This is a genomic window from Pseudomonas sp. FGI182, from assembly GCF_000511325.1.
Taxonomy (GTDB): Bacteria; Pseudomonadota; Gammaproteobacteria; order Pseudomonadales; family Pseudomonadaceae; genus Aquipseudomonas; species Aquipseudomonas putida_Z.
Genome location: NZ_CP007012.1, coordinates 3,327,350 through 3,342,331, shown reverse-complemented (window position 1 = coordinate 3,342,331; position 14,982 = coordinate 3,327,350). Strand labels below are relative to the sequence as shown.

11 protein-coding genes are annotated in these 14,982 nt (G+C 66.5%); 2 read left to right on the top strand and 9 right to left on the bottom strand.

What is annotated here, in order from left to right; translation table 11 throughout:
* The first annotated feature begins 19 nt into the window (after window positions 1-19).
* Together C163_RS14720 and chrA are read left to right on the top strand one after the other, a co-directional pair.
* Window positions 20-961 carry a chromate resistance protein ChrB domain-containing protein gene (locus C163_RS14720; RefSeq protein WP_155951622.1) on the top strand — a complete coding sequence of 314 codons (942 nt, stop codon included), beginning with the start codon at window positions 20-22 and terminating at the stop codon, window positions 959-961.
* Complete coding sequence (gene chrA / locus C163_RS14715; RefSeq protein WP_025339470.1) at window positions 954-2,324, top strand: chromate efflux transporter; 1,371 nt, start codon at window positions 954-956, stop codon at window positions 2,322-2,324. The genes C163_RS14720 and chrA overlap by 8 nt, the downstream gene beginning before the upstream one ends.
* A 41-nt stretch (window positions 2,325-2,365) precedes the next feature.
* Here the strand turns inward: chrA and C163_RS14710 are convergent, their stop codons facing one another.
* The 9 genes from C163_RS14710 to C163_RS14670 all read right to left on the bottom strand — a co-directional run bounded on the left by C163_RS14710 (window position 2,366) and on the right by C163_RS14670 (window position 14,961).
* Window positions 2,366-4,777 (bottom strand): TonB-dependent siderophore receptor, encoded by a 2,412-nt coding sequence (locus tag C163_RS14710; RefSeq protein ID WP_025339469.1) that lies wholly within the window; start codon window positions 4,775-4,777, stop codon window positions 2,366-2,368.
* A gap of 34 nt (window positions 4,778-4,811) precedes the next feature.
* Window positions 4,812-5,306 carry a RidA family protein gene (locus C163_RS14705; protein ID WP_025339468.1) on the bottom strand — a complete coding sequence of 165 codons (495 nt, stop codon included), beginning with the start codon at window positions 5,304-5,306 and terminating at the stop codon, window positions 4,812-4,814.
* 19 nt (window positions 5,307-5,325) lie between these two features.
* Window positions 5,326-6,888, bottom strand: a complete 1,563-nt coding sequence (locus C163_RS14700) for an FAD-dependent oxidoreductase (RefSeq protein WP_025339467.1) — start codon at window positions 6,886-6,888, stop codon at window positions 5,326-5,328.
* 435 nt (window positions 6,889-7,323) lie between these two features.
* On the bottom strand, window positions 7,324-8,424 hold the full coding sequence (locus tag C163_RS14695) for an LLM class flavin-dependent oxidoreductase (RefSeq protein ID WP_025339466.1): 1,101 nt from the start codon (window positions 8,422-8,424) through the stop codon (window positions 7,324-7,326).
* Window positions 8,425-8,455: 31 nt separating this feature from the next.
* Window positions 8,456-9,790, bottom strand: coding sequence for an LLM class flavin-dependent oxidoreductase (locus C163_RS14690; protein ID WP_025339465.1), 1,335 nt, complete (start codon window positions 9,788-9,790; stop codon window positions 8,456-8,458).
* 72 nt (window positions 9,791-9,862) lie between these two features.
* A complete protein-coding gene (locus C163_RS14685; protein WP_025339464.1) occupies window positions 9,863-11,482 on the bottom strand; it encodes an ABC transporter ATP-binding protein in 1,620 nt (539 codons plus the stop codon).
* Window positions 11,479-12,393, bottom strand: a complete 915-nt coding sequence (locus C163_RS14680) for an ABC transporter permease (RefSeq protein ID WP_038408168.1) — start codon at window positions 12,391-12,393, stop codon at window positions 11,479-11,481. The genes C163_RS14685 and C163_RS14680 overlap by 4 nt, the downstream gene beginning before the upstream one ends.
* Window position 12,394: 1 nt before the next feature.
* On the bottom strand, window positions 12,395-13,345 hold the full coding sequence (locus tag C163_RS14675) for an ABC transporter permease (RefSeq protein WP_025339462.1): 951 nt from the start codon (window positions 13,343-13,345) through the stop codon (window positions 12,395-12,397).
* Window positions 13,342-14,961 carry an ABC transporter substrate-binding protein gene (locus C163_RS14670; protein WP_025339461.1) on the bottom strand — a complete coding sequence of 540 codons (1,620 nt, stop codon included), beginning with the start codon at window positions 14,959-14,961 and terminating at the stop codon, window positions 13,342-13,344. The genes C163_RS14675 and C163_RS14670 overlap by 4 nt, the downstream gene beginning before the upstream one ends.
* Window positions 14,962-14,982 lie beyond the last annotated feature (21 nt).

Here is a 14,982-nt window from a genome sequence, read left to right as displayed (position 1 = left end):
ATTGTGTTGAGTACTCTACATGATCCACTGGTCGCTACTGATCCTCGGATTGCCGACGGCCAATGCCACCGAGCGCATGCGTGCCTGGAGAAGCCTGAAGGCCTCCGGAGCCGCAGTGCTGAGGGATGGTGTTTACCTGCTGCCCGAACAATGTGCGGGTCGGGAAGTTTTCGAGGCAGTCGAGCGTGACGTGCTGGCTATCAACGGCACCGCATTTCTCCTGTCGCTGCCTGAGCGTGAAGAGCGCTTCAGCAAGCTGTTCGACAGGAACGACGAGTACGCCAGCCTGATGGAAGAAATTGCAGGCTGCAGGGCCGAGCTGGCGCCAGAGAATGCGCTGCAGACCGCACGGCAGGTGCGCAAGCTCAGAAAGGCCTTCAGCCAGTTGGCGGCGACCGATTTTTTCCCGGGCGTGCCCAAGGCACAAGCCGATGCGGCGCTGCAAGAGCTCGAAGCCGCGATTGGTCGCGCACTGTCTTCCGATGAGCCGAGTGCCCACGACGAGGCGATCACCCGACTGGAACGCAACGACTACCAGGGGCGCCTTTGGGCCACCCGCAAGCGCCCATGGGTGGATCGGCTGGCATGTGCCTGGTTGATTCGTCGCTTCATCGATGCCGACGCTCGATTCATCTGGCTGGACAGGCCTGAAGACTGCCCGGGCGATGCGTTGGGCTTCGATTTTGATGGGGCCAGGTTCAGCCATGTCGGCCAGCGGGTGTCCCTCGAAACCCTCATCGAGAGCTTTGCCCTACAGCAGCCGGGCCTGGCACGCTTGGCTGCGGTCATTCACTACCTGGATGTGGGAGGCAACCAGCCCTCGGAAGCACCAGGTATCGAACGTGTCCTCGCGGGCTTGAGACAAAGCATTGGCGATGACGATCAACTGACAACGGTCGCCGGGGGTATCTTCGATGGCCTTCTGACGGCTTTCGCGAGTGAGGAAGCGCAAAATGGTTGATAGCACCTCCGCAGTGGGCGAACAGCCACCATCGCAAGCGGTTCAGCGGCCGATCGGACTGTTCGAAGCATTCCTGTTCTGGCTCAAGCTGGGCTTCATCAGTTTTGGTGGGCCCGCCGGGCAGATCTCGATCATGCACCAGGAACTGGTCGAGCGCCGGCGCTGGATCAGCGAGAAGCGGTTCCTGCACGCGCTGAACTACTGCATGTTGTTGCCAGGCCCCGAAGCACAGCAACTGGCCACCTACATCGGTTGGCTCATGCACCGCTCCTGGGGTGGGGTGATTGCCGGCGTATTGTTCGTATTGCCCTCACTGTTCATCCTGATTGGCCTGTCCTGGGTCTACATCGCCTTTGGCGAGGTGCCGGTGGTGGCGGGGGGCTTCTACGGCATCAAGCCTGCAGTCACGGCCATTGTCGTCCACGCGGCTCACCGGATCGGCTCGCGCGCGCTGAAGAACGGCTGGCTGTGGGCCATGGCCGCAGCGTCGTTCGTGGCCATCTTCGCCCTCGATGTGCCGTTCCCGTTGATCGTGCTGGTTGCCGGTATCGCAGGCTATGTGGGCGGTCGCTTCGCCCCCGGCAAATTCGTGATCGGTGGTGGTCATGGGGCTGCCAGGAACAGCTACGGCCCGGCCCTGATCGACGACGACACACCAACGCCTGAGCATGCGCGTTTTCGGGTGGGGCATTTGCTGCGTCTGGTGCTGATCGGCGCCGTATTGTGGACCTTGCCCATGGGGCTGCTGACACTGACGTTTGGCTGGGCCGGCACTCTGACGCAAATGAGCTGGTTCTTCACCAAGGCCGCACTTTTGACCTTCGGTGGCGCCTACGCCGTCCTGCCCTATGTGTATCAGGGCGCCGTCGGGCATTACGGCTGGCTGTCACCCACTCAGATGATCGATGGCCTTGCCTTGGGAGAAACCACACCAGGACCATTGATCATGGTGGTGGCTTTCGTCGGCTTCGTCGGTGGCTACGTGCATCCGATGTTCGGTGAGCAAAACCCGTTCCTGGCCGGTGCAGTCGCGGCCAGCCTCGTCACCTGGTTCACCTTCCTGCCGTCGTTCCTGTTCATCCTCGCCGGTGGCCCGTTGGTGGAATCGACCCACAACGAGATGAAGTTCACCGCACCGCTGACGGGGATCACGGCCGCGGTCGTGGGGGTGATCCTGAACCTCGCCATGTTCTTCGGCTATCACGTGCTCTGGCCAAAGGGTTTCAGTGGGGCGTTCGACTGGCCTTCGGCGTTGATCGCCATTGCTGCCGCAGTGGCCCTGTTCCGCTTCAAGCGTGGCGTGATCCAGGTACTGTTCAGTTGCGCCTTGGCCGGCGTGGCGGTCCATATGTTGCGTGGTTGATACCGGTTGCCGGCCGACATCGTCGGCCGGCTTGTCACGAATCAGAAGGTGTAGGTCACCCGCCCGAAGTAATACCCGCCGGTAAAGCCATAGGGCGAGTACACCCCGTATCCCTTGACCATGGTCTTGCTGCTCGGTGCCTGGCGCTCGGGGTAGATATCGAACAGGTTGCGCGCCCCGATCGCCACCTCCAGGTCCTTGGTCAACTGGTAGCCTGCATCCAGGTCGGTGATCCAGCGCGCCTTGTACTCGCGGTCCAGCGAACGGTCGTTGGCGGCATTCACCTCGCGCCAGGATCCGTAGCGGGTCAGCCCCAGGTTGACCCGGTAGCGATCCAGGCGCCAGTTGCCGCCAAGGATCAGCTTGGTGTGCGGTTGTACCTCGGTCAGCAGGTTGCGCGCCTGGCGATTCATCAGCTCGTAGGGCGTGCCAAGGATGTTCACGCTCTGCTTGTAGTCGAGGATCTCGGTGTCGTTCCAGTTGAAGGCCGCCGTCCACTTCACCGTCCCGGCACCACCCAGGTCCTGGTCGTAGCTGCCCACCAGGTCCAGGCCCTTGGTGCGGGTATCGGCGCCGTTGGTGAAGTACTGGCCGCCCGAGGTCGAGTCGATACCGTTGGCGAGCAAGGCCTGGGTGACCTCGGGGCCGAGCAGGGTACCGGTGAGGGTGATGCGGTCGCGCACGTTGATCAGGTAGGCATCGGCAGTGAAGGCCAGGCGCTCGCCAGGCTGCCAGGCCAGCCCCAGGCTGTAGTTGGTGGACTTCTCCGGTTTCAGTGGTTCGGCGCCCAGCGCCTTGGCGGCGGCCGAATCCACCGGCAGCACGCCATAGTTGATCGACTGGTACACGCCGTCGACCACGCCGTAGGTGGTGGAGCGGGCGCTGAACAGGTTGTTGGCCAAGGACGGTGCGCGGAAGCCGTTGCTCACCGTCGCCCGCACGGCCAGTTCGGGGGTCAGCTCGTAGCGGGTGGTCAGCTTGCCGCTGCGGGTGGCCCCGATGTTGCGATCATAGTGCTCGTAGCGCAGGGCAGCGCCCCAGTACCACTGCGGCAGCGGGTTGAAACCCACGTCCAGGTAACCGGCGTAGCTGTTGCGGCTGGCACTGGCAGCCTCGGCGGGGGAGATGCCGTTGGTGACCTGGGCGCCGGAGGCGGCGCAGTTGCCGGGCGCCTTGCAGTAGCCGCCGTCGGCCCAGCTGGCCCAGTCGCCAGCCTGCACCTGGTAGGTATCGCGGCGCTGTTCCAGGCCCCAGGAGAAGTCCAGCGGCTTGGTCAGCCCAACCTCGAAGCTGCGGTGCAGGTCGAGGTTGCTGGTCAGTTGCGAGCTGACCCAGGTGCCGGATTCGAAATGGTTGGGCGTGGCCTCGCCCAGTGACGGGTTCTGGTTGTTCCAGGTGCCCTGTTCGGCCTCGTTGCGCCCGTAGGTACTGGACAGGTCCCAGTCCCATTCGCCGGCCAGGCCCCTGGCGCCAAACGCCGCCTGGTAGTCGTATTCCTCGATGTACCAGGTGGGCGTGTAGCCCGAGGGGCGCCCGTTGGGCCCGGTGGTGATGGTGTTGACGATGGTCGGCAGGCGGAAGTTCTGGCCCTGCTCGGCCTTGCGGTACGACCAGGTGCTGAACGAGTAGAGCGTCAGGTCGTCCTGCAGCGGCAGTTCGGCGTTGTAGCCCAGAGTCAGAAGGTTGATCTTCGGCGTGCCATAGCCGCCGTAGGTAACCTTGCCGGCGCGGTCCAGGGCTTCGGCCTGGCTGTAGCCATTGGCGCTGGCCTTGTTGTCGTCGTTCTGGCTGCGGGCGTCCAGTGCCAGCTGGACGATGCCGTCGCGGCCGATCTCGAAGCCCTTGTTCAGGCTTTGCTGCACGGTCTGCTTCTTGCCGTCGTAGCCCTGGCCTGCGGTGGTCACGGCAGTGCCGCTGGCGTCGGCCTTGAGGATCACGTTGATCACCCCGGCGATGGCGTCGGAGCCGTATTGGGCGGCCGCACCATCGCGCAGCACCTCGACATGGTCGATGGCGCTGATGGGAATCAGGTCAAGGTCGGCGGGGGCTGCGCCGGCGTTGATGCCGCTGATGTTGAGCGTAGCGCTGGTATGGCGGCGCTTGCCGTTGACCAGCACCAGCACCTGGGCGGCGTTGAGGCCGCGCAGGTTAGGGGCGCGGGCCATGCCGCTGGCGTCCCAGCCGGTCTTTTCCGGCAAGGTCAGCGACGGCACGCTGGCGCTGAGGGCTTCCATCAGGCCGGGCTTGCCGGTTTCCTGCAACTGCTTGGCGCTGATCACGTCGATGGGCACCGGGCTGCTGGTTACGGTGCGTTTCTCGCTGCCACGGTTGCCGGTGACGATCACCGTGCCCAAGGCCTGGGCGGCGGGTTCCTCGGCCAGGCTGGGTGTGTTGTGCAGCCCGGCGGCCAGGGCCACGCCGAAAAAAGAGGCAGTTTTAAAAGCTGGCTTCATGCACGCAGTTCCTTGTCTGGCATGGCTGGCGCACTTACGGCGCTTTGGCCGCGATCGCGTCGATTTCCACCAGCGCGCCCGGCAATGGCAGGGCCACCACCTGGATGGCGGTGCGGGTCGGTGTACGGGGTTGCTCGGCGGTGGCGAAGAACTCGGTGTAGGCCGCCTGCAGCCCGGCGAAGTCGAGGGCGCCGCCGTTGGCTGGGTCGCCTACCAGGAACACCCGCAACTGGACGATGTCGCCAAGGTCCAGGCCCTGGCTACGCAGCGCCGTGCGCAGCTTGTTCAGCACCGAGCGGGCCTGGGTTTCGGTGTTGCCCAGCGCCGCAACGCTACCCTTGGGCGCCTTTGGGTCGGCTACGTCCGGCAGGGTGCCGCTGATGAAGGTCAGCTGGCTGCCGGCCGGTACCGTGACCAGCTGCGAGATGGGGAAGTTCGAGCCGGGTGGCGCGACGCGCTTGATGCCGTCGGCGTGGGCGTTGAGGGTGAGCGACATGAGTACTCCGGCAAGCAGAAGAAGACGAGGCATGGGGGTGGTTCCTTGCAGGTCAGGCGGCAACGCCACGGGTGGTCTGGCTGGCGTGTTTGGCAATCAGGCCGACCACCCGGCGGGCGGACTCGGCGGCACTGTTCTGCCAGATGCCCACGCCGCCATGGGCCAGGGCGTCGCTGGCCAGCCAGGTACGCCCCTGGGGCTGGTTGAGCAGGTCGTAGCCGGGCTGGGCGACTTCGTCATGGACGATCCACGGCGCTTCGCTGAAGGGGATCTTCGACCAGTTCACCACCACCGGCCTGGCCAGCTTGTGGCTGTGGCCCGGGTGCAGCGATTCCACCGCCTGGCGCGAGGAGGCGACCTGGGCCTGCAGCGGCTTGGCGGCAAACTGCTGGGCCACCGCGCCCGTGTTGTAGGTGGCGACCAGCACACCCTGGGCGCTATTGAGGTGATCGCTGGGGTACCACAGGGTGCGGGCTTCGTGGTTGATGTAGCTGAGCCCGCCATAGATCTGGAAGTCGGTTTCCCAGAAGCGCGGCGACTGCCAGGCCACCTTGTTGGCCTTGTCGCCTTCGGCGCTGGCGATGGCCTGCCTGAAGGCCTTGTCGAAGTTGTTCGGTAGCTTGGCCAGCAGTGGCAGGGGCAGGGTTACGATGGCGTAGTCGGCCTGTTCGACATGCTGCTGGCCGCTCTTGCGCTCGCGCCAGACCACCTTGGCACCGTTGTCACCGGTGTCCACCCCCAGCACCTCGGCGCCCAGGCGCACGCTGTCCTTGACCTGGCGATAGAACGCCTTGGGAATCTGGTCCATGCCACCGACCGGCTGGAACATGGTCGAGGAGAACTCGGGGATTTCGTCGAACACCAGCGGCAAAAGCAGGTTGCTGTCCAGCAGCTGGTCCAGCGGCACCGGCTGGCGCTGGATCGGGGTCTGGTCGCCGGCGCCGGCGAAGCGGGTGTAGCCGGCGCGTACCGAACCGCGGTACTGCTGCTGGCTGTCGAGGTCGCCGTAGACCTTGAGGAAGTCCAGCAAGGCCTTGCGCTGGCTGCTGTCGAGCTCGGCATCGAGGGAGTTGCGGCTGACACTGCGCGCCAGCAGTTCGCTGAAGTGCCCGCGCGTGTCGTTGACTGCCTGGCGCAGCAGCAGCGGTGGGCGAGCCAGGTCTGGCTGGGCCAGGGCGTTGCGGCTGCTGTTCACCAGCACCTGCAGCTCCACGCCCAGCTCACGGCAGTAGCCGAGGATGGTCAGGTGATGGCTGGGCAGGCGCGCGGCGCCGGCGTTGAAGAAGTGGCCCGGGTCGAACTCGACGGTTTGCAAACTGCCGTCGTTGTGCTCGACGCGGTCGCCCTGACGCAAGGTCCAGACCCGGCCACCGACCCGCTCGCGGGCCTCCAGCACGGTGACCGAAAAGCCGGCCTTGCGCAGCTCGTAGGCGGAAACCAGGCCGGAAATACCAGCGCCGACAATCACCACGCGCTTGCCGTTGCCGCCGCTTGCGGCCAGTTGCAGGGGTTGGAAGGTGGCAGCCAGGGCATTCTGCCCCAGCGCGCCCAGGGCTGCCGAATAGCCGCCAATGGCGGCGAGGCGGGTGATCAGGTCTCTACGGGACAATCCCATGTCGCATGCTCCGAGAAGGTTGGGTTCGGATGTGCGCAACGGGCGGATCGAAGGGAGGGACCCGACGGCGGCTGGCACAAATCCATTTGCCTCCGCCATGTTGGGGTCGGTTTACAGAACCTAATGGACTTTCACGGTGCTGTGAAAGGCTTTTTGGTTCTATGTTAATTATGTTTATTGCTGATAAAGCGCATCAGTAGAAATGCGCAATACTGATGTTTTAGAGGGGCCTTGTGGGAGCGGCTTTAGCCGCGAACACCGGCGCAGCCGGTGCCATGCACCGTGTTGGATTCTTCGCGGCTAAAGCCGCTCCCACAGGGTACGAGGATCGCTTGCGAACTCAGTTATCTGTCCGACAGCGCGGCCCAAAGGGCTGGGCAATCTCCCACAAGGTCCCTGCCAAGGCAACGAAAGGGCCTGCACAGGCGGCAGGGCCTATGCAGAACGCGTACTGCGTCCTGCCTCACGCTGGGCCACCAGCGCGCGGATCCGCGGAATCAGCTCCTGCCCGTACTCCACGGCATCGCACAACTGCTCGAAGCCACGGAACAGGAAGGTGCTCACACCCAGTTCGTAGTAGGCCAGCGCCGCTTCGGCCACCTGCTCGGGCGTGCCCACCAGTGAGGTGGAATTGCCGGCCCCGCCGCCCAAAGCTGCGATTTCGGTCCACAGCCGGGTATCGTGCACCTTGCGCTGGCCGGCCAGCTGTACCAGGCGCTCGGAGCCGACATTGCTCTTGCCGAAATTCTTCTCGCGGCGGTTGCCCTGGCGGATGCCGATGCGCTGCCTGGCATCGGCCAGGATGCGTTCGGCCCGCGCCCAGGCCTCTTCCTCGGTGGCCCCCAGGATTGGCCGCAGCGACAGGCTGAAGCGGATGTGATTCTCCCGCCCGTGACGGGCCGCGGCCTTGCGCACCTGGGCAATGCGCTCGCGCACCTGCTCCAGTGGCTCCCCCCACATCATGTACACATCGGCGTGTTTCGCCGCGACCTCCACCGCCGCGTCCGAAGCGCCGGAGAAGTACACCGGCAGCTTGCCCACCGGCTTGACCAGGGTCAGGTTGTCTTCCACCCGGTAATGCTCGCCGTGGTGGTCGAAGGGTGTGGTCTGCGTCCAGGTGTTGCGTAGTACCTGCAGGTATTCGTCGGTGCGGGCGTAGCGGGCGTCCTTGTCGAGGAAGTCGCCGTCGCGCTGCAGGTCGCCGCTGTCGCCGCCGGTGATCACGTTGATCGAGGCGCGACCGCGGCTGAGCTGGTCGAGGGTGGCGAACTGGCGGGCGGCGAAGGTTGGCGCCTGGAACCCGGGGCGGTGCGCCACCAGCAGGCCGATGCGCTCGGTCAGCGCGGCTACGTAGCTGGCCAGTATCATCGAGTCCGGCGCGCTGGTGTTGACTGCCAGCAGGGCCTTGTCGAAGCCGGCGTATTCCTGGGCCTGGGCGAAGGCCTTGATGAAATCAAGGTCGACCAGCGGGCCGCGCGGGGCCTGTGATTCGCTGCTTTCCTGGGGGCCGATGAGGCCGATGAATTCTAGGCTCATGCAATGGAACTCCTTTTCGTGTGGGGCGGATTCAGGCAGCTGCGATCTGCCCGCGACGCAGCGTGTTGCGGTTGGTCGGAACGCTCAGGCCAAAGCTTTCGCGCAAGGTGCTGCCGCTGTATTCGCTGCGCACCAGGCCGCGCGCTTGCAGCAGGGGCACCACCAGCTCGGTGAAATACTGCAGGCCATCGGGCAGCAGCGAGTTGATGATGAAGCCGTCGGCGGCGCCGTCTTCGAACCAGTCCTGCAAGGCGTTGGCGACCTGCTCGGGGGTGCCGGTGAAGTCGCGTCTTGGGCGCGAGAAGCGCAAGGCCAGTTGGCGCAGGCTCAGGCTTTCGTCGCGGGCCAGTTGCTTCAACTGGTCGGCGGTGCCCTTGTGGCTGTTGTCGCCGAGGGTGCCCAGGTCGGGGAACGGTGCATCCAGCTCGTGCTGGCTGAAGTCGTAGTCGTTGAACGGGCGGCCGAGGGCGACCAGGGCGTCCTCGATGCTTACCAGGTCGACGGCCTGCTGGTAGCGGCGCTCCACCTCTGCTTCGTCGCGGCCGACGATGGGGCGGATGCCCGGCAGGATGAACAGCTGGTCCGGGTCGCGGCCATGGCTTGCGGCGCGTTGCTTCAGGTCCTGGTAGTAGGCGCGGGCATCGCTGAACGACTCGGGGTTGACGAAGATTGCATCGGCGTTCTGCGCGGCGAAGTTGCGCCCGTCCTCCGACACGCCGGCCTGGAAGATCAGCGGCTGGCCCTGGGGCGAGCGCTGGATGTTCAGCGGGCCCTTGACCTTGAAGAACTCGCCCTTGTGGCCCAGGGTGTGCAACTTGGCCGGGTCGAAGAATTCGCCGCTCTGCTTGTCGCGGGTGAAGGCGTCGTCTTCCCAGGAGTCCCACAGGCCCTTGACCACTTCGACGTGCTCGCGGGCGATGCGATAGCGCACGGCGTGGGGCGGGTGCTGGTCCTTGCCGAAGTTGTCGGCGGTGCCCGACAGCCATGAGGTGACCACGTTCCAGCCGGCGCGGCCGCCGCTGATCAGGTCCAGCGAGGCGAGCTGGCGGGCGACCTGGAACGGTTCGGTATAGCTGACCGTGACCGTGGCCACCAGGCCGATATGGGTGGTGACCGCCGCCAGTGCCGAGAGAATGGTCAGCGGCTCGAAGCGGTTGAGGTAGTGGGGGCTGGAACGGGCATGGATGTGCAGGCTGTCGGCGATGAAGGCGAAATCGAACTTGGCCGCCTCGGCCAATTGCGCCTGCTGCTTGTAGAAACCGAAGTTGACGCTGGCGTCGGCCAGTGCCTCGGGGTGGCGCCATTCGCCCCAGCCGTGGCCGACACCGTGGATCATTGCGCCGAGATGGATCTGTCTTTTGCTCATGTTCAATACCTCTTGCCAGATAGGCCTCAATGTCTGATCCGCGCGGCACGCCCGTGCCGCACGGCAAAACGGTCAAACCGCCACGGGCAGCACGCTGCGCGAATGCCCGGGTATCGCCTCGATCAGCGCCCGCGTATAGGCGCTGGCCGGTTGGCCGAACACCTGCACCGCCGGCCCTTGCTCGACCACCTGGCCGCGCTGCAGCACCAGCACCTGGTCGGCCATGCTCGCCACCACCGCCAGGTCGTGGGAGACCAGCACGTAGGCCATTCCCAGCTCGCGCTGCAGCTCATCCAGCAGGGCGAGGATCTGCGCCTGCACCGACACGTCCAGCGCACTGACCGGCTCGTCGAGCAGCAGCACCTCGGGCTCCAGGGCCAATGCCCGGGCGATCGCCACCCGTTGGCGCTGGCCGCCCGACAGCTCCCGGGGCAGGCGGTCGAGGAAGTGCACCGGCAGGTGCACCCGAGTGATCAGTTCACGGGCCCTGCGCTCCAGGGCCTCGCCCTTGAGCAGGCCGAACGACACCAGCGGTTCGACGATGCTGTCGAACACGGTGAAGCGCGGGTCCAGCGCGGCGAACGGGTTTTGCTGCACCAGCTGGATGCGCCGGCGCAGGGGGCGGAACTGCCGCCAGCTGCAGGCACTGACGTCCACGCCAGCGAACTCCACCCGCCCGTGGCTGGGCTTTTCCAGCCCGAGGGCGATCCGTAGTGCGGTGCTCTTGCCTGAGCCCGACTCGCCGACGATGGCCAGGGTCTGCCCGGCATGCACCTCAAGGTTCAGGTTATGCAGGGCGGTGAAGTGGGCATCCTGCCCGGGCAACGCGAAGTGCTTGCCGACGTTGCTCAGGCGCAGCAGCGCTGCCTGGCCCCTCGGCGCGCCAGGCCTGCGCCGTGGCACGAAGGCCGGCGCGGCGTTGAGCAGGTCGCGGGTGTAGGGCTGCCGTGCGCCCCAGAGGATCTGCCTGGGCGAGGCCTGCTCGACGAGCTCACCCTGTTTCATGACCAGCAGGCGGTCGGCGCGGTCGCAGGCCATGCCCAGGTCATGGGTGATGATCAGCAGCGCGATGCCGCGCTCGGCCACCAGCCGTTGCAGGTGGTCGAGGATGCGCCGCTGCACCGTCACGTCCAGCGCGCTGGTGGGCTCGTCGGCGATGATCAGCCGCGGCTCGCCGGCCAGGGCGATGGCGATCAGCACCCGTTGGCGCATGCCGCCGGAAAGTTCATGGGGGTACTGGCGGGCGCGCAGCGCCGGGTCGTCCAGGCCGACCTGGGCCAGCAGGTCCAGCACCTCGGCATCCACCGTCGGGTAGCGTCGCCCGCGGGCCAGCAGCAAGGCCTCGGCGATCTGCCGGCCGATGCGCAGGGTCGGGTTGAGGCTGACCATCGGGTCCTGCGGTACCAGGCCGATGGTGCGCCCGCGCAACTGGCGCCGGGTACGCTCGCTGGCCCGGGCCACATCCACGCCGTCGACCCACAGCTGGCCCTGCTCGATGCGGGCATTGCCCGGCAGCAGGCCGAGCAGGGCATTGGCCAGGGTCGACTTGCCCGAGCCGGACTCGCCGACGATGGCCAGCGTCTCGCCCTGGGCCAGGCTGAACGATAGCTGGCGCAAAGCCTGGATGGGTTGCCCGGCGAAGGTGTAGCTGACACTCAGGTCGCGGACCTCGATCAGGGGGCGCTGGCTCATCGGGCATGCTCCTCGGCGCTGCGCGCCAGGTGGTTGAGGCTGAACACCACGGCCACCACGAACAGCCCTGGCAGCAGGGAGACCCAAGGGGCGGTGATCAGGAAGTGGCGGCCGTTGGCGATCAGCGTGCCCCATTCCGCCGCCGGCGGCGCCGCGCCGAAACCGAGGAAACTCAGCCCTGCGGTGGCCAGGATGGCGGCGCCGAAGTCCAGGGTGGCGAGCACCGCCACCGGGCCCCAGGCGTTGGGCAGCACATGGCGCAGCAGTGTGCGCGCCCAGCTGGCACCGCCCAGGCGGGCGGCCTCGACATAGGGCAGGGTCTTGATGCGCAGCACTTCGGCGCGGGTGGTGCGGGCAAAGCCCGGGATGATGCCGACGCCCACGGCGACTGCCACAGGCACCGTGCCAAAGCCGATCGCGGTGACGATGGCCAAGGCCAGCAGCAGGCCGGGCAGTGCCAGCAACACGTCGATCAGGCGCATCAGCGCCGCGTCGACGCGCCCACCGGCAAAGCCGGCCAGCACGCCCAGGCCGAGGCCGCCGAGCAGGGCGATGGCCACCGCCAGCAATGCGGCCAGCACCGACAGGCGCGCGCCATAGACCACCCGGGTGTACAGGTCGCGGCCCAGCTCGTCGGTGCCGAACCAGTGCACCACGCCGGGGGCGCTGAGCTTGTCGGCGGGCGAGGTGGCGTAGGGGTCGAAGCTGGTCAGCAACTGCGGGGCCAGTGCCGCGAACAGGGCGAACAGCACGATCAATAGCGCCAGGCTGAAGCCAGGCCGGCGCAGTAGCGGGATCAGGGCCTGCCGGGTGCGCTGCAGGTACGTGCGCCGCTTCCAGGCGCTGGCAGGATGTGCCACCTCGCCCGTGGGCTGGGTGTCGATCGGGGACAGGGAAAGGTCGATGGTCATCTCAGCTCACCTTGGCCGTGTGGGTGATGCGTGGGTCGAGGTACGGGTAGAGCAGGTCGACGATCAGGTTCACCACCACGAAGGCGGTGGCCGATACCGCGACGATCGCCAGCACCACCGGGATGTCCTGGCGCAGCACGGCCTCCTGGGCCAGGCGGCCGACGCCGTTGCGCGAGAAGATGGTTTCCACCAGCACCGCGCCGGATACCGTATTGCCGACCTGCAGGCCGATCAGGGTCAACAGCGGCAAGGCCGCGTTGCGCAAGCCATGGCGCGCCTGCACCTGGGCCCGGCTCAGGCCCTTGGCGAAGGCGGTGGTGATGTAGGGTTCCTGCCACACGCCCTGGAAGCCACGCTGCAGCACCTGGGCGTACACCGCGGCGCTGGGGATCGCCAAGGTGATCGCCGGCAGCACCAGGCTGGCCAGGCCCTGGCTGCCGGTGGCCGGGAACCAGCCGAGGGCGAAGGCGAACACCTGGATCAGCAGCAGGCCCATCCAGAACACCGGCACCGAGAAACCCAGCGACGGCAGGCGTGCCAGGGCGGTCTTCAGTGGCCGCCATTGCAGGTAGGCGGTCAGGTAGGCCAGGCCGACCCCGGCCAGCAGCGACAGGGCGATGGCCGCGCCGGCCAGGGCCAGGGTCTGCGGCAGGCGCTCGGCCAGCAGCGCAGTGACCGGCCGGCCCAGTGACAACGACTGCCCGAGGTCACCGTGCAGGGCGCGCCACAGCAGGTCGAAGTACTGCTCGAACAACCCCTTGTCCAGCCCGTAGTAGGCACGGGCCTTGGCCAGGTCCTCGGGTGACAGGCCATCGGCCTCCATGCCCGAGGCGCTGAGCATGATCGCCAGGGTGTCGCCCGGCAGCAGGTAGAGGATGAAGTAGGTGATGGTGTAGGCGCCCCACAGCACCAACAGGGCCTGGCCGATGCGGCCGATCAGGTAGCGTTTCATGGCTGGCCGACCTGGATGTCACTGAGCAGCGCGAAGCCTTCTGCAGTCCAGCGGAAGTCCTTGACCCGCGGCGCGGTGGCGGCTTGCCAGACGCGTTCGTACAGCGGGAACGCAGACGCCTCGTCGACCAGCAGGTCCTGCAGCTGGCCATAGGCCTGGGCCCGTTGCGGGGCGGCGGTGGCGGTGATGCCGCTGTCGAACAGCGCCTGGGCCCTGGCCAGGGTGTGCGGTTCGTAGGTGTTGGTGGCCAACGTGGTGCTGCTTGCCGCCCGCGGGTCGAGGATGGTCTGCAGGATGATCGGGTCGGCGCGGGTCATGTAGGTGGAGGTCAGGTCGTAGTTGCCGGACGCGTTCCCGGCCACCCATTCGGCGCGGGTCAGCACATTGAGCTTGAGGTCGATGCCGACCTTGCGCAACTGGTCCTGCACCAGCACGTCACCGGCGCTTTCGGCCGGGGTCAGGTTGTAGCGCAGGGTCAGGCGCTGGCCGTTCTTGTGCCGGTAGCCGTCCTCGCTCTTGTGCCAGCCGGCGGCCTCGAGCAGTTGCTCGGCGCCCGTAGGGTCATAGGCGAGCTTGTCGGCCTGGGGCTTGAAGTACGGCGTGGTGACGTCGTAAACGCCACTCACCACCGGGAACGCGGCGTTGTACACGGTACGCGCGTAGCTGGTGCGGTCGATGGCCTTCTGCAGTGCCAGGCGCACCTGGCGGTCGGCCAGCAGGCGGTCGTTGCGGGTGTTGGGGTAGAGGTTGAGCGCCGGGCCCGGCAGCGAGCGGCTCTGGATGGTCGCGCCCTTGGACTGGAACAGCTTCAGGTCGACTTCCGAGAACGGGTTGCGCGGCCACAGAATGTCGGCCTTGCCCTGCAGGAACAGGCCGTTGCGCACGCTTTCCTCGGGGATGTAGCTGATGTCCACGGCATCCAGGTGCGCCGGGCCCTGGTTGTGCATGTTGGCTGATGGCCAGGCGTAGTCGGCACGCTTGACCAGCCGGGCGCCCACCTCCGGGGTGTAGTGCTCGAGGATGAACGGGCCGGTGCCGATGATGTTGCCCAGCGAGCGCGCCTGGGCGGTCAGCTTGTAGGAGGCCGGCGCAAGGATGGCCAGGTTGGTGGTCGAAGTGGCCTGCAGGAAACCGGCGTTAGGTTTGGCCAGGACCAGGCGCACGGTGAAGTCGTCCAGCACCTCGGCGTGGTCATAGCCGGCCAGGTAGGTAGCACCGAAGGTGGCCGGCAGCTGCGTGGCGAAGGCCTTGTTGCTGTCGAAGGCGGTTTTCACGGCGTGGGCGTCGAAGCGTTCGCCGTTGCTGAAGGTGACGTCCTGGCGCAGCTGGAAGGTGTAGCTCAGGGTATCGGCACTGACCTCCCAGCTTTTTGCCAGCCAGGGAATGATGCGGCCGGTTTGCGGGTCCTGGTCGGTCAGGGACTCGGCCACGTTGCGCAGCAGTACGCGGTGCTCCAGCCAGTAGACCTGGAAGGGGTCGACGCTGACCAGGGTGGTGTTGTCGCCCCAGAAGGCGATGTTCAGGGTGTTGCTGGCCGATGTGTTGTCGGCCGGGGAGCAGGCGGTCAGGGCCAGGGCCAGGGAGCTGATGGCGAACAGGCGGTGCAGTCGGGGCATGGGATGGTCCTTCATTGAGTT